20 protein-coding genes are annotated in these 18238 nt (G+C 43.3%); 9 read left to right on the top strand and 11 right to left on the bottom strand.

All coding sequences use genetic code 11. The annotated features are described in order from the left end of the window. Positions 1–38 precede the first annotated feature (38 nt). Positions 39–644: a cytochrome C oxidase subunit III gene (locus B050_RS0103640; protein ID WP_157492515.1), complete on the top strand. Its 606-nt coding sequence runs from the start codon at positions 39–41 to the stop codon at positions 642–644. Positions 645–731: 87 nt separating this feature from the next. Here B050_RS0103640 and B050_RS0103635 read toward each other — a convergent pair whose 3' ends face one another. After that, entirely contained in the window at positions 732–2102 is a 1371-nt protein-coding gene (locus B050_RS0103635; protein WP_026235600.1) for an exopolysaccharide biosynthesis polyprenyl glycosylphosphotransferase, read from the bottom strand. Positions 2103–2586: 484 nt separating this feature from the next. Between B050_RS0103635 and B050_RS0103630 the strand changes: the two genes are divergently transcribed. Genes B050_RS0103630 through B050_RS23790 form a run of 3 tightly spaced genes read left to right on the top strand, consistent with a single transcriptional unit; the run spans position 2587 to position 5149 of the window. Then, a complete protein-coding gene (locus B050_RS0103630) occupies positions 2587–2814 on the top strand; it encodes a FeoA family protein (protein WP_018472528.1) in 228 nt (75 codons plus the stop codon). A 6-nt stretch (positions 2815–2820) separates the two neighbouring features. After that, positions 2821–4953: a ferrous iron transport protein B gene (gene feoB, locus B050_RS0103625; protein ID WP_018472527.1), complete on the top strand. Its 2133-nt coding sequence runs from the start codon at positions 2821–2823 to the stop codon at positions 4951–4953. Positions 4954–4999: 46 nt separating this feature from the next. Next, complete coding sequence (locus tag B050_RS23790; protein ID WP_083923233.1) at positions 5000–5149, top strand: FeoB-associated Cys-rich membrane protein; 150 nt, start codon at positions 5000–5002, stop codon at positions 5147–5149. A gap of 37 nt (positions 5150–5186) precedes the next feature. Here the strand turns inward: B050_RS23790 and B050_RS0103620 are convergent, their stop codons facing one another. Beyond that, entirely contained in the window at positions 5187–5798 is a 612-nt protein-coding gene (locus tag B050_RS0103620; protein ID WP_018472526.1) for a class I SAM-dependent methyltransferase, read from the bottom strand. Next, positions 5795–6682: a patatin-like phospholipase family protein gene (locus tag B050_RS0103615; RefSeq protein WP_018472525.1), complete on the bottom strand. Its 888-nt coding sequence runs from the start codon at positions 6680–6682 to the stop codon at positions 5795–5797. Before B050_RS0103615 ends, B050_RS0103620 begins: the two co-directional genes overlap by 4 nt. A 67-nt stretch (positions 6683–6749) precedes the next feature. On the opposite strand from B050_RS0103615, the gene B050_RS0103610 reads away from it, so the two are divergent. Further along, positions 6750–7172: a VOC family protein gene (locus tag B050_RS0103610; protein WP_018472524.1), complete on the top strand. Its 423-nt coding sequence runs from the start codon at positions 6750–6752 to the stop codon at positions 7170–7172. Positions 7173–7207: 35 nt separating this feature from the next. Here B050_RS0103610 and B050_RS0103605 read toward each other — a convergent pair whose 3' ends face one another. From B050_RS0103605 to B050_RS0103570, 8 genes are all read right to left on the bottom strand, one after another. Continuing rightward, complete coding sequence (locus B050_RS0103605) at positions 7208–8239, bottom strand: oxidoreductase (protein WP_018472523.1); 1032 nt, start codon at positions 8237–8239, stop codon at positions 7208–7210. Then, positions 8239–8865 carry a response regulator transcription factor gene (locus B050_RS0103600; protein WP_026235598.1) on the bottom strand — a complete coding sequence of 209 codons (627 nt, stop codon included), beginning with the start codon at positions 8863–8865 and terminating at the stop codon, positions 8239–8241. Before B050_RS0103600 ends, B050_RS0103605 begins: the two co-directional genes overlap by 1 nt. Positions 8866–9038: 173 nt before the next feature. After that, the gene (locus tag B050_RS0103595) at positions 9039–9797 is read right to left on the bottom strand and encodes a sensor histidine kinase (protein ID WP_018472521.1); all 759 of its coding nucleotides are present in this window, start codon (positions 9795–9797) and stop codon (positions 9039–9041) included. Continuing rightward, positions 9794–10474, bottom strand: coding sequence for a hypothetical protein (locus B050_RS0103590; RefSeq protein ID WP_018472520.1), 681 nt, complete (start codon positions 10472–10474; stop codon positions 9794–9796). The genes B050_RS0103595 and B050_RS0103590 overlap by 4 nt, the downstream gene beginning before the upstream one ends. A 6-nt stretch (positions 10475–10480) precedes the next feature. Beyond that, the gene (locus tag B050_RS0103585; protein WP_018472519.1) at positions 10481–10798 is read right to left on the bottom strand and encodes a hypothetical protein; all 318 of its coding nucleotides are present in this window, start codon (positions 10796–10798) and stop codon (positions 10481–10483) included. A gap of 325 nt (positions 10799–11123) precedes the next feature. Further along, positions 11124–11696, bottom strand: coding sequence for a hypothetical protein (locus tag B050_RS0103580; protein ID WP_229802418.1), 573 nt, complete (start codon positions 11694–11696; stop codon positions 11124–11126). Between the two features lie 548 nt (positions 11697–12244). Then, entirely contained in the window at positions 12245–15211 is a 2967-nt protein-coding gene (secDF, locus tag B050_RS0103575; RefSeq protein WP_018472517.1) for a protein translocase subunit SecDF, read from the bottom strand. A gap of 101 nt (positions 15212–15312) precedes the next feature. Next, entirely contained in the window at positions 15313–15690 is a 378-nt protein-coding gene (locus B050_RS0103570) for a hypothetical protein (protein WP_018472516.1), read from the bottom strand. Positions 15691–15993: 303 nt separating this feature from the next. On the opposite strand from B050_RS0103570, the gene B050_RS0103565 reads away from it, so the two are divergent. The 4 genes from B050_RS0103565 (at position 15994) to B050_RS23545 (ending at position 18198) form a co-directional block, all read left to right on the top strand. Further along, on the top strand, positions 15994–16572 hold the full coding sequence (locus B050_RS0103565; RefSeq protein WP_018472515.1) for a non-canonical purine NTP diphosphatase: 579 nt from the start codon (positions 15994–15996) through the stop codon (positions 16570–16572). A 26-nt stretch (positions 16573–16598) separates the two neighbouring features. After that, on the top strand, positions 16599–17231 hold the full coding sequence (gene udk / locus B050_RS0103560) for a uridine kinase (RefSeq protein ID WP_018472514.1): 633 nt from the start codon (positions 16599–16601) through the stop codon (positions 17229–17231). Positions 17232–17579: 348 nt separating this feature from the next. Beyond that, entirely contained in the window at positions 17580–17936 is a 357-nt protein-coding gene (locus B050_RS0103550) for a bleomycin resistance protein (protein ID WP_018472512.1), read from the top strand. 100 nt (positions 17937–18036) lie between these two features. Further along, the gene (locus B050_RS23545) at positions 18037–18198 is read left to right on the top strand and encodes a hypothetical protein (RefSeq protein ID WP_169336241.1); all 162 of its coding nucleotides are present in this window, start codon (positions 18037–18039) and stop codon (positions 18196–18198) included. Positions 18199–18238: the final 40 nt, after the last annotated feature.

Genomic DNA, 18238 nt, shown 5'->3' with positions numbered 1-18238 from the left:
TTGGAAAACAATATTGATCTAAGGCTGCAATGATAATCGTGAAAAAAGAAAACTTGGTCAAGAGGAGCGAAGATATGCATCCCTACCAGATGCTAGTTTACCTGGCGATGGGGAGCAGCGGGCTTATATTTATTTTCCTCACCCTGCCCTTTATTCTAAGTGTGCTCAGTGCAGGCCCAGTTCATCTGACTAAGCTTCCAGTGTTTTTTTGGATCAGCACCGTGGTATTACTGGCGGGCTCCATGTCTGCTCACTGGCTCATAAATATCCTGCGTCATGGTAAACTTCCAGAGCTTCAGCAAGTATTATATATCTTACTAGGGACCTGCGTACTCTTCGTTACCTTCCAGTTTTGCGGTTGGTGTGAGCTAGGGATGGAGGGAATTTACAGGTCTGGCCTGCCCACCAGCAGCTATTTATACCTTCTTACAGGTATTCACGTTTTGCATATCCTTGGCCTCATGCTTTTTTTGTCCAAGCTAATCGTGGATGTCCATCAGGTGCGCAAAGATCCTATCAAGGAATTGATTTTCGAGACGAACCCCTATGTGATTATGAAGTTTAGGCTATTCAAGCATATCTTACTTTTTGTAGATATCGTGTGGATAGTTTTCTTCTTACTATTTATGCTAGCCTTCGGCTAAAAAAAATATATTCTCCAGCAGAAAAAACTCATTTTCCCAGATGAAAAACTTCCTCAGCTAGCCTGAGAGTCAGTTTCAAAGGCTATTTTAGTAAACTGCATCCTGGCTATTCACCAGTTCTCGGATGGTCTTCAGTACAATTTTCACATCCATCCACATGGTCCAGTTTTGGACATAAAAATAATCCAGTCGTACTCGGGATCTGATCTGGTATGGCATGATGATTTCACCCCTATAGCCTTTTACCTGGGCAAGGCCCGTGATTCCAGGTTTAATTTTATGACGCGTATTATACTTTTCGATTTGCGTTTTGAAGGTCTCATTCATTGGGACGGTATGCGGTCGTGGCCCCACGATGGACATATCACCAATGAGCACATTGAGGAATTGGGGCATCTCATCCAGGGAGCTGCTGCGGAGAAACCTCCCAATTCGGGTAACTCTTGGATCATTCTGGGTGGCCTGCTGTGTATCTGCATAATCATTAGGCGTCATGGAGCGAAATTTCAGGCATTTGAACACCTTATTATTTTCACCATTACGCTGTTGCACAAAAAACATTGGACCAGGGGACTCCAGCTTGATCAATAAACCAAAGAGAGGAATCATCCAGCTCAATACAAATACAGTGATAAATAGGGAAAAAAGAATGTCGAAAACCCGCTTACTCCATCGATTGATGAAGCTATCCAGGGGAATAGCGTTTACATTGATGACAAAAAAGTCACCGTATTTAGAAAAAGATAGGTTTTTTTCCAACTGCAGATTACCACCTGGGATTACTTTCACCTTGATATAATGTTCATCTGCGTAGCTGATAATTTTCTTTATGGTGCCTAGGTCGAGCCTTTCATTGATATAGATGATATCCAGTTCCATTTCCTTCACTTCCTCAAAGAAAGTCGCTAAGCTGCCTCTGGTATCAATACAATCACTAAGATCATCATAATATCCCAGAAAGTTGATCCCGAAATCTTTTCTACTTTGAAAAACCTTGGCCAGCTTAAAACTTGTACCGCCTTTTCCGACGATTACGGCATTACGATAATTGCCGCCACCAGCGCGGTACTGTTTGAGGGCGATATGTGTACCCACTCGATATATACTCAGCAGTCCCATCATGGCTACGGCATCCACTAGCAGGAACAATCGACTCAAATGATAGGCTTGGAAGGCGATCCATAAGACCGAAATAATGGAGAAAAACCATAATATGGTGCCGAACAATTTCTGGAGGGTAAACAAATAATCGGTGGTCCGTCCCACCTTATAGTCCTTGCGAAATATCACCAAGACTACCCAAACAGTCAAATATAAAACATAAAGCTTGGTAGGTACAGCCGTCATTTCAGTATAGGTGCTTACCACTATACTGGTTAAGATAAGAGAAATTACTATTACGAAAATATCACCCAGAAGGAATACCCACGGAAAGTATTTGTAAAACCGTCTCGCCATAAAAATCCTTTACTTCAATAAAATCTTGCAACGCTACAGCAATTTAAATACCAGTTCTTTTCGTTGTAAAAAATTGCCAATGCCTTAGTTATAAGTAACCTAATTTTTGAATTAAGGTGCTGTAAAATTATAAAAATTTATTTTTTCTACCGTATTAATTATGTGTTAATCCTCATCAAAAATACAAAAAACATAAGCTTGGGGTAAAAACCTGTTTTTATGACCTCAAAATGGATAAATTCACCTTTTTATTTCGAAAATAACCATAAATATGCGCGCTAACTTTATATAATAAACAAAAAAATGTAAAAAAATAATTTTTTTTGTAAAGGAAAGCTTCGCAAAAGCCGCCCAATCCTCTAGGCAAATTTCACAAACTGCGACCACTTATATAGAATATTGAAGATTTCCTTCGATAGAGAACGAAAATTGTTCAATTTCCGTTAATTTTGCATCAATTTAGATTTAATCTAATTTTATAAACATGCGTACGGCTGATCAAATACATATCGGAGAGAGGGCGACTATTCATAGAATAGTCCCTAGTGAGCTATCATTACATCTAATGGAAATGGGTTTTCTACCGGGAAAGGAGATGTCCTTATTACATCGGGCACCCTTACGAGATCCCATAGCCTTTAGATTAGAAAACACGGTCATTGCGCTGCGCAAGGCTGAAGCTCAACTCATAGAAGTATCCTTGGAAAAATAATTGATTATGCCAGAAGTACTGACCCCTCCTCGTCAATCTACCTTTACTGTAGCCCTAGTGGGTAACCCAAATGTGGGTAAAACAACCATATTTAATCGTCTTACTGGACTGCGCCAAAAAGTAGGTAATTATCCAGGGGTGACCGTGGATAAGCGCTTTGCCACCATCAAAGCTGGTGAGCATGAGGCGACCATCATCGATCTTCCCGGAACCTACAGCATCTACCCCAACTCAGAAGATGAGGTAATCGTGCATAGGGTGCTCAATGGGCTCGACTCCAGCAATAAACCGGACTTTGTACTGGCCGTGGTGGACATGTCCAATATGGAGAGAGGCTTGTTTTTGGTCACGCAAATCATGGACATGGGATTGCCACTGGCGATCATCCTGAATATGTCTGATACGGCTGAGGAGCAAGGTGTAAAAGTAAAATCCCATGCCCTGTACCAGTCTCTCGGTGTACCAGTATTGCAGACCAATGCACGGAGTAATCAGGGCTTAGAAGGAATATTGGAGGTGCTTAGCAAGAAGATGTTTGAGAAACCTGAGGGCTTCCTAGCATCCACCGACCTGCTACCAGCCTCACTATCCGAAAAAATCCAACAGAGATTTGATTTAGATAATCAGTACCAAGCCTACCAGCTGGTACGTTTTTATGAAAATGAACCTACGCTATCTGAGGAGCACCGAAACTGGCTACAAACAGAAATAGAAGCTGCAAAATATAACCTGCAGGCCACCCAGCTCGAAGAGACGCAATATCGATACAGAGCGATCCAAGGAGTACTGGACAAGGCGGTGACCAAAACTGACCTTGGCAGAAAGCGCCTAACGGACAAATTGGACAAGATTTTCCTGCATAAAATCGGTGGATACGCCATTTTCCTCACTATAATGCTGGTCATATTCCAGGCAGTATTTGCTTGGTCGGCCATGCCTATGGACCTCATTGATGGTTTCTTTGCCAGTATGAGTGCCAGAGCCGCAGGTCTGCTGCCTCCAGGGGTACTCACTGACCTCATCACAGAAGGAATCATCCCAGGTATAGGAGGAATCGTCATTTTCATTCCTCAGATCGCCTTATTATTTGCCTTCCTAGGCATACTAGAAGATACAGGATATATGTCAAGGGTGGTATTTCTTATGGACCGTATCATGCGGCCCTTTGGTTTAAATGGCAAAAGTGTCGTGCCGTTGATCTCGGGTATTGCCTGTGCCATCCCGGGAATTATGGCCACCAGAAATATCGGCAATTGGAAGGATCGGCTTATTACCATCATGGTGACTCCGCTAATGAGCTGCTCTGCCAGACTTCCGGTATATGTGATTCTTATCGGTATCGCCATTCCGGAAAGCTATATCGGCCCGTTTAACTTACAAGCCGTGGCCTTATTGGGCATGTACCTGCTGGGTATCGTCGCTGTTTTATTTACCTCGTGGATATTGAAACTTATACTTCACTTTAAGGAGAAAAGCTATTTGGTGGTGGAGATGCCCATGTACCGTCTGCCAAGATGGAAAGATGTGCTGATCACCATGTATTCTAAGTCCAAGACTTTCGTATTGGAAGCGGGTAAGGTCATCCTGGCAATATCAATCGTACTCTGGGTACTGGCAAGTTACGGTCCCTCCAGCGCAAGGGAGGAGGCTATCGCCAAGGTAGAGTCCCCAGCTGCGGGTGCTACCGACGAGCAGTTGACCACTTATGAAAACCAGATCGCTTCTGCTGAATTGGAGTCTTCCTATATTGGGATCATGGGCCACTTTATTGAACCAGCCATCCGTCCTTTGGGTTATGACTGGAAGATTGGCATCGCACTGATTACCTCCTTCGCGGCCAGGGAGGTCTTCGTATCCACCATGGCCACACTCTATAGTGTGGGAGCCGATGTGGAAGACGAGCTGACTATACAAGAAAAATTAAATAGCGAGGTCAACCCAGAGACCGGCAACAAGGTGTTTAACCTGGCAACCGCCTTCTCCCTAATCGTATTCTACGCCTTTGCGATGCAATGCATGAGTACCTTAGCCGTAGTTTATCGTGAAACCAAGGGGTGGAAATGGCCGGTAATCCAAACCGTATATATGACCGCTTTGGCTTATGTATCCGCCTGGGTTGTCTATCAGATATTATCTTAAGCTGTGCCTCTATGGCACAGCCTTTACCTTATAAATAAAGTAAATTATGTGGCAAGAAATAATAGTTTGGAGCTTATTTATAGCTGTGATTGGATGGAAAACGTATTCGTACTTTAACCAGAAAAAATCACAGTCAGGCTGTGGCTGCACTAAATGCGACTCAATGTCTCCCAAAAGCAGCTCTGCCAACTCTTAATCCTAGCGCTGAGATCCCCAGCTCCCTAATCCCTCCCTTATACCTTCTTCAATACCAACGTCCCCATGGCCCTTTGCTGGTTGACCACCACTTTCTTATAGGGTTCGATAAGTGCCAGTGCATGCTCTTTCATTAGTTCCTCTAGCAGGCTATCTGCCAATACAAATCGCTCGGAGCCATCTGGAAGCAGGAATCGACCCTCCCTTAAGGGCTTGGCTTCTACCTCCTTATTTTCTACGGTCATCCTCAAAAATAATATCCCATCCCGATCAAGGACTCTCATCATCTCGGAAAATTGAGCTCGAAAATGATCTTCATCCCTAGCAAAGTGAAGAACTGCTGAGCTAATGATGGCTTGGAAGGCCCCATTATGAAAGGGCATATCCTCTACTTTGGCCACCTGAATCCTCAAGGGATCATAGCCAGGTTGAAGCGTCTTGACATAGGCCCGCGCCATTTTCACCGCAAGGGGGTTTTCGTCCAGTCCAAAAACCTGGTATCCTTCCTGCAGGAAATAGATGATATTCCTTCCCTCCCCACATCCGGCATCCAATATTCGCATTTGATGATCAAACCGCCCCTTGAGGACCTGATCCAGCAGATAGATATCGATATTTCCCAGTAGCTGATTTAGCTCTTTTATATTCATGGATTAAATTGCTTAAGACTACTTAGCGTAAGTGCTTTTCCGACTTCAATAATTTCCTTGGCCCGGTAAAATTCAAAGGTCCCACATTGGCGGCGAGACATCTGAACCACCATATCTGTGGAGTGGCTGCTCAGGATATAATCCGAAAGCCGATCCTGCATGCTTTCGATGGAGAAATTCATCAGGTCAAGGAAGCTCATACTTTTATTTTTCTCTTTTTTTTCCTGAGGAAAGAACCTGGCCATTTTCACCTTATATTCTGCCACCCAAGCGGGCACAGTAAGTCGGCTTTTATCCTCTTTTACCACCACAGGCATATCCAGTGGGCAGGCCTTGGGGGCATTTACATCGGAGGCGACGAGCAGGTCAGTATCAAAGGTACTGGCAAGATTTACTGGAATAGGATTGAGAATAGCACCATCCACATACTCTCGATCCTCGATGGCAAAGGGCTTAAAGACCGTCGGAATAGCAGCTGAGGCGCGGATAGCATCAAATAAACTCCCTCGGGAAAAAATCTCCTCATCGCCAGAGTGGATATTTACTGCGTTGCAAACAAAGGGAATGGGGAGATTCTCGATCAGCTCATCACCCACAATAGCCTCCACGGCCTGGAATACCTTATTTCCCTTGATAAATCCCCGGGTGGAAAGGGTGAAATCCATCAGCGAAAACACATCTATCCGGTCGAGATTACAGATCCATTCCTTATATTCATCCAGCTTGCCCCGGGCATATATTCCTCCAATAAGCGCCCCCATAGAGCAGCCGGCGATGGCCTTGATCTCATAGCCCTCTTGCACCAAAGCCTCAATCACTCCAATATGAGCAAGTCCCCGGGCTCCTCCGCTGGATAATACTAAAGAAACTGTTTTGCCTCCCATGGTTTTTTTCGGCTTTTGCCTTACATTCAGGACAAAAATACTAAAGGTTTACTAAGATAAATAACATATGAAGGCGATCGCTCCATTTCATTTGGCTTTTCCTATAAAGGACATAGAGAGCACTCGAAAATTCTACCATGAGGTCCTAGGCTGCACGATCGGGCGGTCAACAGAAAAGTGGATCGATTTTGATTTCTTTGGTCACCAGCTGTCCGCCCATGTCAATACTTCTGAGCCACAGCAAACCGCCACCAGTGTGGTGGATGGAAAGCAAGTTCCTTTGAGACATTTTGGCGCTGTACTGGAATGGGAAGATTGGCATAATCTGGCCGAGCGACTGAAGGCCAATAAGACGGAGTTCCTGCTGGCTCCTTCCCTGCGCTTCCAAGGGGAAGCCGGTGAGCAAGCCACCATGTTCTTCCTTGACCCTAGCGGCAATGCACTAGAGTTCAAATCGTTTAAAGATCAAAGCCAGCTATTCGCCAAATAAGGAATTATTTTATGAAAACCGTCAGGGGGCTAAACTTATAAGTTTATCCTCTGACCTGTTTTATTGCTGCGAATAGCCGCCTCTATAATGTCCAGTGTAAGGGCGGCCTCCTCCGTCTTCACCATAAGCGGCTCCTGCTTTCGAATCGCCCTAGCGATATTTTGATAGTAAGCCAGGTAGTTTCCATTCTCTGTGGGCAGGGCATAAGTCTCATTTTCCAAGAATACCTTACCATAACTTTCGGAAGGCTCCACTCCCCAGTTTTGGGTGCCGGGAAGAATACGCTGCTTCAGGGCAGCTTCTTGCACATCCAAGCCATATTTGCTATAGCTTCCTTTATCTCCCAAGACCAAAAATTTTGGCAAGGGGGCATTCATCAAGATGCTGGCGGAAAGCCTAACTTTCATCTCCTTGTACATAAGACTTAGGTCAAAGAAATCATCTGCCTGGACGTCTTTTCTTTGTTTAAGGATTTCGGCATAGACCCATTCCGGCTTGCCAAATAGCTGCACCGCCTGGTCGATCAGGTGAGCCCCGAGGTCATAGAAAATCCCGCTCCCGGGCACATCCTTCTCCCGCCAGTTATGGTTGGCCTCAGGTCTGAATCGGTCAAAATGAGATTCGAAATGAACAATCCTTCCGAGTGTCCCTTCTTTCAGGAGCTTTTTGATGGTAAGAAAGTCTCCGTCCCAGCGTCGGTTCTGATAAGGTGACAGCAGCTTCCCTACTTCATCGGCCAATTTCTGCAATTCACGAGCTTGCTCAGCTTTTACAGTGATGGGTTTATCCACCACCACATGCTTCCCCGCCAATAGGGCGGCTTGCGCTTGGTCAAAGTGAAACTCATTTGGCGTGCAGATCACTACCAGGTCGATGTCTGCATGGGCCAGCATATCCTCTAGGCTCTTATGAACTGTAACCTGGGGATAGGTCTCCCTAGAATACTCATGGTGTCGCTCCACCACATCGGTAAGCTCCAATCCGGGCTCCTGGCTTATGAGTGGGGCATGCATGGTTTGGGCGACTTTACCGAAGCCCACAAGGCCCGTCTGCAAAGGTTTGTTCATTATAAGTTCATTTCTATGGCTTTACGCATCAGCTCTACCGCTGAATTCACGCCTAATTTTTGATGAATATTTTTGCGGTGGGTCTCAACCGTATGAATGCTCAGAAAAAGATCCTTAGCGATCTCATGATTCGTACGCCCATCCTTGATCAAGGTCAGGATTTGCAATTCTCTGCGAGAGAGCTTAAACTTCTGCTTAAAAGGATCAAAATAAGCATCATCATCCACCTGCTTCAGTACACGCTGAAAGTGCATGACATGCTGACCACTGATCACCTCACGGATGGTATATATAAGCTCGTCCGGATCAGCATCCTTAAGCACATAACCATCGACCCCTTGCTTCTCACATTTCTTGAAGATCTCTTCCTGATCATACATGGAGAGCACGACTACTTTTACCGGGATTTTTTCTTTCTTGATCTGCTGGATCACGGCCATACCATCCATTCCGGGCATATTCATATCGGTAAGCACCAGGTCCACCGCATTATTCTTCACAAAATCAACTATGCCTTTGCCAGTGGTAAAAATCTCTACTACTTCAAAATCCTCCTCTCCTACGAGCAAGTTTGCTATGCCTTTGGCAAACATTTTATGATCATCAGCTAAAACTATCCGAACCATTCTAATAAATCTTCATGGAATTAAATATATTATATTTGGGCCTTGATGATATACGCCTCACATTTTCTGTAAGATGGGCCCCAAGGATGTGGGTACACTTTTGGCCTGCAAAATGATCCTTGCCTTCGCTGGCCACAATGTCGATTATATCTTTCTACTAAGTTAATTGATATCTATTCAATCGGCAATAAAAGTTTGATTTCCGTCCCTATTCCTATGATGGATGAGATATTCAAGGTACCACCGATGGTCTCTATCCTTGATTTGAGGTTATGCAGGCCCATTCCTGAGTGATCTTCAGCCACGTGGAAGCCCTTACCATCATCCTTGAGGATCAGCGTAAGGGTGTTATTCTCCTCCCTAAGTAGGATGGTGATCAGTTCAGGCTCAGCATGCTTCATCGTATTGTTTAGGCATTCCTGTATAATTCTGATCAATACGACTTTCTTATCCTGCTCCAGCTCTAGGTGCTCCAGATTGGTTTCAAATAAGGTCTTGCTAAAGCCTGAATTTTCAATTTTCTGCAATTCACCTTGTATAAATTGGCTGAGCTGAACCTCCTTCACCCAGTCGAGGTTAAGGGATTTTGATAGGCTACGTACCTCCTTAATGGCTTGATTGATAAGTTTTTTTCCTTCAGAGAAGTTTTCCGGATCAGGTCTGCTGAGGGTGAGTTTGGTGAGACTCAGGATCTGGCCAAGATTGTCATGCAGCTCCTGACCAATATAGGAAAGCGTCTGCTCTTGAATCTCCTTTTCTACTCCCAGGATGGTGCGTTCATATTCCCCTTTTAGCTGATCCATTTTTTGGCGATTACGAAACTGCTGCTGCCGATGCAGCAGGACCATCACCACAATAAAACTGCACATCAGGAGCATCAGAATAATGCCAGACACTACAATGAAAAAAATTTGAGTTACATCTCCGTTCATCTAATTTTTACTTCTTTATTGAAAACAAAAGGGGCGAAATACGCAAAGCCAAATACAAGATACATCATGCCTGCCAAAATCCGATTTATATTAGCCAATAGGCTTAGCAACTGTTGGTCCATATTCTGATAAAGCCCTATGGGGATAAAATAAACGAAGCCTGAGCTGTAAAAAAAAAACACCCCTGTGATCACCCAAAACTCCGGGGCTGAAAGAAGGTTGATATTTTGATATCGCTTCAGTCTAAAGATCTCATAGAAGAATAATATGCAACAAATAAGAATAAATAATACCGCATAGGCGAAGCTAATATTATGAAAAGCACTGAAAATATCCTGAAAAAAGAGGGTGTTGACGATCGCTAAAATGCAGAAACCGGCCAGCCCGATCAGCAACACACGCTTAATCTTTTGGGTCATAAATAGATAAATATAAGCGACCAGCCAGATGGTTTCTATATAGACGAAGAATATATTATAGATAAGGACATTGGTCTTGCCATTCCCATACACCAATATACTGGCATAAATCTCAAAAAGTAATACGATCAGCATCATCAATAATAAGAGCCGGTGGGAAAAGCGATTGACCTTGTCCTGCTCAATAAAAAAAACAGCCCCACAGGCTATAAAGCCTATGAGGATGGTCAATAAGTAAATGGTCAATCCAAGTGGCATAGAAAATTAATTGCAGTTGGGTGGACAGATGTTTCCTCCATTATCTACATCATCATCATTCTCTGGATCTTCATTATTATTAGAGGCTGCCAGGACGATGGTCATCTTTCCGATATGACCTTTGATCTCATTATCCAAGCCGTAAGCCTCCACATATTCTGCATCATATTCAGCAAAATAAAGCTTGAGACCACCAGTTTTAGGATCGGTTTTTTCTAATAATTTTTCGAGTGTTTGGCGGTCAAACCAAATGGAATTGGTCTGGTCCCTGCCGAGGTTGCTTTTGTAATTCTTTTGCAACCTTTCTAGTTCTTTAATTGTCATGGTGTGGATCGGTAAAAATCTCAGGGACGAGCCCCTAGTAGATTTGGTGATAAATTGATTAACTATTAAATCTAAAAATCACCGTGCTTTCCCTCCGTTATGATCTCCTCAAAAAAACTATCAGTCCATTAGAATGATCAAATTTACGCTAATAATTAAATAATGAGCCATCCGCAAAGGATGATTTAATATTTAAATCAGCGTTTTAATCTTTTAACCTAATAAAATTTTGTAAAGGATCAACCAAAGGAAAATACAAGGTAGTTTCTTCAATCTAATTACCGAAAATACGTATTTAATACCAATACTACCAGTTTTTCACCCCTTAAGCTTGGTACTTTTTACGAAGTCCAAAAATGACCTCGCTATAGAAGGAAATTCCAAAAGACAAGTACATTATACCTGCCATAATTCGATTTAGCTTACTCCAGGCAAAAATCAGCTCCGAGGTTGAAGTGGGAAATAAATACAGGTAGCCGAACAGGGTCAGCGCTTCCAGATAGAAGAAGGTGATTCCCACGGTAATCCAAATATGTGGTACCCGCATCAGGTCGGTATTTGGATAAATATTAAGATGAATAATGCTATAATAATAACGTATGGCCATGCCTATAATGAGCAGTCCCATGGGCAATAGAGACAAATATTGAAATTCTTCATTAATCGGCTGTAAGGTCAGGGAATTTATCAATCCCCAAAGGCATGCTGCGCCAAAACCGATAAAGAAATATCGCTTCACCTTGGGATTTTTCTCCAATAAGGAGAAGTACCAAACGATCAGCAGGGATTCTATATATATCCAGCACACATTATAAAGCATCACATTCTTGATGCTTCTGCTAGCGGTATATCCACCAACGGCCTCCAAAAAGAACACAAAGGCTAAGATAATCATCATTAGCTTTTGTGTATTTTTGTATTTTGGTTTTTGAAAATAATAATAGATCAAACTTCCTAGCAAGCTGCTAAAGATGACCCCTAAATACGTAACCTGACTCATAATCGACCTCGATTCCTCCAATAATTGGTTTATAAACTGACATTTAAAAGTAGTAGGGAGTAGTAGTAGTTTCTTAAATTATCCCATTTACTTCCATCATTTCAAAAATAGTCCTTCGAATTAAGCCTTTACCTTCCTGAAAAAGGAGCCGACTTCTATTTCAAAATGTTGCAGTAAACAAATATTATTTAATGATATGCTTCCATATCTTTAATTCACAGGTGCAAGTTAATAGCTTCTGCACTCTTAAAAAATACCCTAATTACGGTATTTTTCAGGCTAAGGCACTTTCATCAAAATCAAAAAAATCGACCACAGACCATTGATCACCAGTGAATTACGATCAAAAATAGGGGTTTTTACTAAAGAAAGCACCTTGCCAGTGACAAGGTGCTTTCTTTATAAATTACTCCTTAATTAAGGATTTTACTTGGCTTAATTAATACTTAAGCGACTGTTTTGGTCTCATCCTTTTCTTGATCAATTTCTCTTTTCATCAAATCGACTACGATAGGTGTAGCGATATAGATGGAAGAGTAAGTACCGATCAGGATACCGATAAACAAGGCGAAACTGAATCCACGCAATACCTCACCACCGAAAACCAATAATACGATCACTACCACCAAAGTGGTGAAGGAAGTAATCAGGGTTCTGGCCATGGTTTGGTTAATGGCATCGTTGAACATTTTCACCAATTTAGAGGTACCGCGGTTTGCGATATTTTCTCTGATCCTATCGAATACAATCACGGTATCATTGATAGAGTAACCGATCACAGTAAGCATCGCAGCGATGAATACCTGGTCAATCTCAAAGGTCGCTCCGAATGCACTAGCAATAGCAAAGGCGGCAACCACAAATAAGGTGTCGTGCGCCAGGGCGATGATAGAAGCAAGGGAATACTGCCACTTACGGAATCTCAATAAGATATAAAGGAAGATGGCTACTAAGGCGAAGAACATGGCCTCCATGGAGGAGTTTTTGATGTCATCTGCTACAGTCGCACCCACTTTGGAGGAGCCGGTGATGGCGAAGGAATTATCATCCATCTGCGTGGCATCGCTTACGAAGGTCAGTCCGGTGATTTGAGCGATTCCCTCCTTCACTTTGGTTTCTACTTCACGGTTTGCCTCATTGCTATCTTCGTTGATGAGATAGGAGGTGGTCACCTTGATGATATTATTGGCGCCATAGGTTTTGGCTTCCACAGATCCATCAAATGCTCTATCCAAGCCGGTTTTCAATTCAGAAGCGGCAACAGGCTGGCTGAATTCCACGATATAGGAACGTCCACCTGTAAAGTCAACACCGAACTTCAAGCCATTGACCAAGGCGACACCAAGGCCGATAATGATCACTGAGGATGAAATCAGGTAAGCAATTTTACGCTTGCCTAAGAAGTCGATGTTCAGATTGCTGAATAGGTTTCTAGAGAATGGAGTGGCAAAAGAAATTTTGCTCTGCTCCCCTTTTTTGCTCATCCAATACACGATCACTCTAGTGATGAATACGGAAGAGAAGAAGGAAGATGCGATACCAATCATCAATACGATAGCGAAACCTTTCACAGGTCCCTGACCTAATGCATATAGGATAGCTCCTGTAAGGAAGGTAGTGACGTTTGAATCAAGAATCGCACTAAATGCCTTGCTATAACCACTACTGATCGCTTGGAGGATACCTGCCCCCGCGGCGAGTTCTTCTTTGATCCTCTCAAAAATCAGGACGTTTGCATCAATCGACATACCGATCGTCAATACGATACCTGCAATTCCCGGCAAAGTCAGAGCTGTGCCTAGCTGAGCGAGGATACCTAAGATGAAGAAGATATTGAATATCAATGCAGCAATGGCCACAAAACCACCTTTGGCATAGTAAGCAATCATGAACAATACCACGATAGCCAAACCAGCTACCATAGAATTGATACCTTGAGACTGCGCTTCTTTACCCAATGTCGGGCCGATGATCGCTTCTTCCACGATCTTGGTAGGAGCAGGTAAGGTACCTGATTTCAAGATATTGGCTAGATCTTTTGCCTCTTCCAAGGTGAAGTTACCCGTAATTTCGGATTGTCCACTAGGGATTTCACCTAGAATATTAGGAGCTGTATATACGTAGTTGTCTAATACTACCGCTATACGTCTGTTGATATTCTCGGCAGTCATCTTACGCCATTTTCTAGCGCCTTCTGCATTCATGCTCATGCTTACCGCAGGATTAGAGCTTTGATCCAATACCTGACGGGCATCTGTAATCACATCTCCTTCCAATGGCGCCTGATCGGTACCTCTTGGAGTTTCGATTCCATGAAGCTCAATGAGCTCTTCGCCTTCTACGTCACGAGCTTTGACAGCCCACATGAACGTAAGGTCACGAGGAATCAAAGACTGAATGTCTTCTCTTTTTAAGATTCTATTGATAGCAACAGTATCTTTTACATCATATACCAAACCGTAGTTGGCTTTCAATAAGGAGAAAAGCGGAGAAACATCGGCAGACAATGAGTCTGTCTCATCACCACCCTCAGCAAGCTGACGCTCCAGATCGGTCATGGTGCTATCACCTTCTACCTGTCCTGCATCAGCAGAAGTAGCGGCTGCGCCTGACTTATTTGCTTTAGACTCTGCTACCAGCGCCGCATTGATCTGCTGCAATACGTCTCCGTATTCGTTGATCTCAGCAACTTTCCAGAACTGCAGTTTGGCCACTCCTTGTAGCAGGTTTCTTACCCGCTCTTGGTTGTCCACACCTGGCAATTCAATTTGGATTCTGCCCGTACCCTGGATACGTTGGATATTAGGCTGAGAAGTACCAAATCGGTCAATCCTTGTTCTCAGGATATTAAAAGAACGGTCAATGGCATTCTCCACCTCGTTATCTATAATGTCCAGGATATCTCCATCAGAAGATTCCAAGGAGATACGGCCTCTATTTGCCGCTGTAGCATAGATGCTATTCAATGGCTTATTGCCGGATTTTTCTTTCCACTGAGCGTAGAAAATATCCACATATTTATCGTTGGAAGTTTTGGATAGCTCTTCAGCTTCCTCCACAGCTGCATTGAAGGCTTCATTTTGGCTGTTTCCAGCTAAGCCTTTTACGATCTCCACAGGAGATACCGCCAATGTCACGTGCATACCTCCTTGTAAATCCAGTCCTAAACCTAGTTCGGTTTCTTTTACCTCCTTGAAGGTATAGTCGATCCCTAGGAAATTATAAACTGGCTCTCTCCATACGGAGTCTAGGTAAGATTGCTTTTTGGCAAAATCCAAATTGCCTTCCACATCAGTGGCGTAGGCTGTCGCGTCCTCCTGGACGTTGCCTGATACGTAGGTAAATGACAGATAGTACAGACATAATGCTGTAACAATCACTGTCAAGAACACAATGATCCCTTTGTTTTGCATGATTTACTTAATGAAATAATTAATTAGTTGATTGATTTCTTCATTGAAAACTATGGGTAAATACCCAAAAAACCTTTCGGCACAGACACAAAAATCCCCTATCAGGGTGCATTCGGAGCAGCTATCTGCTCCAAAAGTACTTCTAAAAAATAACTCGAATATCCCACCACTAAGGACCGCGGCTGCACCGCTCGATCTTCAAAGCCTACTATTTCGTAGATCAACTGAAGCGTGGTACTCGCCACCAAATTGGCAAAAGGCACCACCACAGCTTCTGTGGCCACATCCATAAAGGACTGATGATCCTCATTACTTTCGGAATCCGCACCTTCACTGCTAGCAGTGACCAGTACCCTTTCCGATTCCTGATGATCCGTAAGGAGATATTGAGAATTAGATACAATGAAGCAACAAATGGCAACCAAGAAGATGGCCATTCGATCTCTTAAGAGACGGTTTTTGTTGCTTTTGTTATTCATAGACAGCAAATGTATATATTTTTTGAAACAATTACCTATTTTTTTTAAAGGATATGGCTCCAACACCTCCCATCTATACTATTCCACGCCCTGCTCATGAGCCATTTTCCTTCTTCAGCTCCCTTTCATAGCCTTCTGTATATCATCATAAACCCACGGCCGCTACGGGGCCTCTACCATCGGAGTTTTTGGGGTAAATGCTAGACCGAAACACCTAATCTCTTGCCTGTTGGACATTTAGGTTTTGGAAATGCATTTCGTTTGGGCTCAAATTAATTATCAAAAAATGATTAGTTTTGTCCCATGAAAATATGCTTTGCTACGAATAACGCCAAAAAGATCGAGGAGGTAAAAGCTGCGCTAGGCAGTGAATTTTCGATAGTTTCCCTGAAAGACATAGGCTGCGAGGAAGAGCTTCCTGAGACAGGAGACACCTTATATGATAATGCTTTCGAAAAAGCGCGATTTGTCGCAGACAATTATGGCGTAAGCTGCTTTGCCGATGATACCGGACTGGAAGTAGAAGCCCTGGAGGGTGCTCCCGGCGTGTACTCAGGACGCTATGCGGGCGAACCCCGAAGTGATGAGCGCAATGTGGATTTATTGCTTCGCAATATGGCAGACAAAAACCAACGTAAGGCACAGTTCAGAACCGTAATCGCCCTTATTCTAGACCAGGAAGAGCATAGTTTTGAAGGTATCGCCCCCGGCAAAATCACCCATAAGAGATCTGGCGAAGGTGGATTTGGCTATGACCCAGTATTTCTTCCCGAAGGATACGAAAAAACATTTGCTGAACTTACCATGGCCGAAAAAAATGCCATCAGCCACCGAGGGCAAGCAGTCCAGAAACTAATCCACTTCCTCAAAAGCTATCAATAGCCGAATTCCCAAAGCCCATTTATATCATGAGAAAGCCTTATATCATTGGAGTGACCGGTGGAAGCGCCTCTGGCAAAACACTTTTCCTGAATAAACTACTGCAAACTTTCGAGCCCGAAGAGGTCTGTCTCATCTCGCAGGACAATTATTATAAACCGATCGATCAGCAGCCTCTGGATGATGAAGGGATAGAAAATTACGATACCCCACATTCCTTTGATTTTGATGCTTACGCAAGCGACATCCGCAAAATCCAAAATGGCGAAACGGTTTTCCGTCAGGAATACACCTTCAATAATCCCGCAGCAAGCCCCAAAATGCTCGAGTTCAAGCCGGCCCCCGTGGTGGTGGTAGAGGGGATCTTTGTGCTTTACTCCCCCCAGCTGGCCACCTTACTTGACCTCAAAGTATTTATTGATGCCAAGGATTATATCAAATTGAAGCGGCGGATCGTCCGAGACAAGATAGAACGCGGATATGACCTGGATGACGTGCTGTACCGCTATGAGAAACATGTCATGCCGACTTATGAGAAATATATCGAGCCATTTAAGCATGATGCCGACCTGATTATTCCTAATAATAATAGCTTCGAAAATGGCCTCGACATGGTCCGCATCTTTCTCAAAGAGAAAATTAACGAACAACCTTGCCTCTAGCCCTTCCACTAGCAGCCAGCAAATCCCCTTATAGACCGTTTTAAATAAACTTTGGAAGATCGGGGCGAGTATTGCATTTCCACCTTTCCTATAAGTACGAGGGTCCTGCTTATATTTTTTAGGCTAAATTCCATGCGTTTTGTGAGGCTGCATCTCTCAATCAAAGTGAATATTTCTTATATTGAGAAGTCAATCCATCTTATAATCAAGGCCATCTCCTACCAGTTAAGTTTGCGGCCTCGTCCTTGCTTTAGCAGGGCCAAACTCGCTAAATAGGCTTTGGAAGAGGTTTTTGGGCTTGATATATAGGAGTATCAAGGGAATATTCACTAAATCATCAGCGTCCTCATGCTTACCGAAATCCATCCAAAACTGCCCATGCGCAATAAAAAACTTACCCAGGACTATTACGAAAGTCAATTGGGCTTCCGTGTAGTGGGCGACTTGGATTATGAGGGCTATCTGATGATGCGAAAAGACCAAATCCAACTTCACTTCTTTGAATTTAAAGCACTTGATCCCAAAGAAAATTATGGGCAGGTATATATCCGTACGGATAATATTGAGATTCTTTATCAGTCATTAATCGAAAATAATACGCCCATCCATCCCAATGGGCCACTGGAAACTAAAGCCTGGGGACAAAAGGAGTTTTCTCTTTTAGACCCCGATAATAACCTCCTGACCTTTGGCCAGGGAATATGAATAATGAGATAATTTATAACGCGAATGGTAGCGTCCAGCTAGGTAGTCAGGATGATAGGAATTGATGAGCAGAGGAAAAATACTAAACATTCAAAATAATATGAATAAGGAAAAGATAATCGTATTGGGGGCGGCATTTGGGGTGGCAATAGGAAGTATAATCTCCGTCTTTACTGGCAATCCTGCATTGTGGATCAGTCTGGGAATAGCCTTCGGAGCAGGCTTAGGGCTGGCCTATAGCCAAAGAAAATCCATTAAATAGAAAGGGTGTAAGACTGATTAATTTGATTTCCCATTTGTGG

Source organism: Echinicola pacifica DSM 19836, from assembly GCF_000373245.1.
Lineage (GTDB): Bacteria > Bacteroidota > Bacteroidia > Cytophagales > Cyclobacteriaceae > Echinicola > Echinicola pacifica.
The sequence above is the reverse complement of the archived record's forward strand: the minus strand, read 5'-3'. Positions and strand labels throughout refer to the sequence as shown.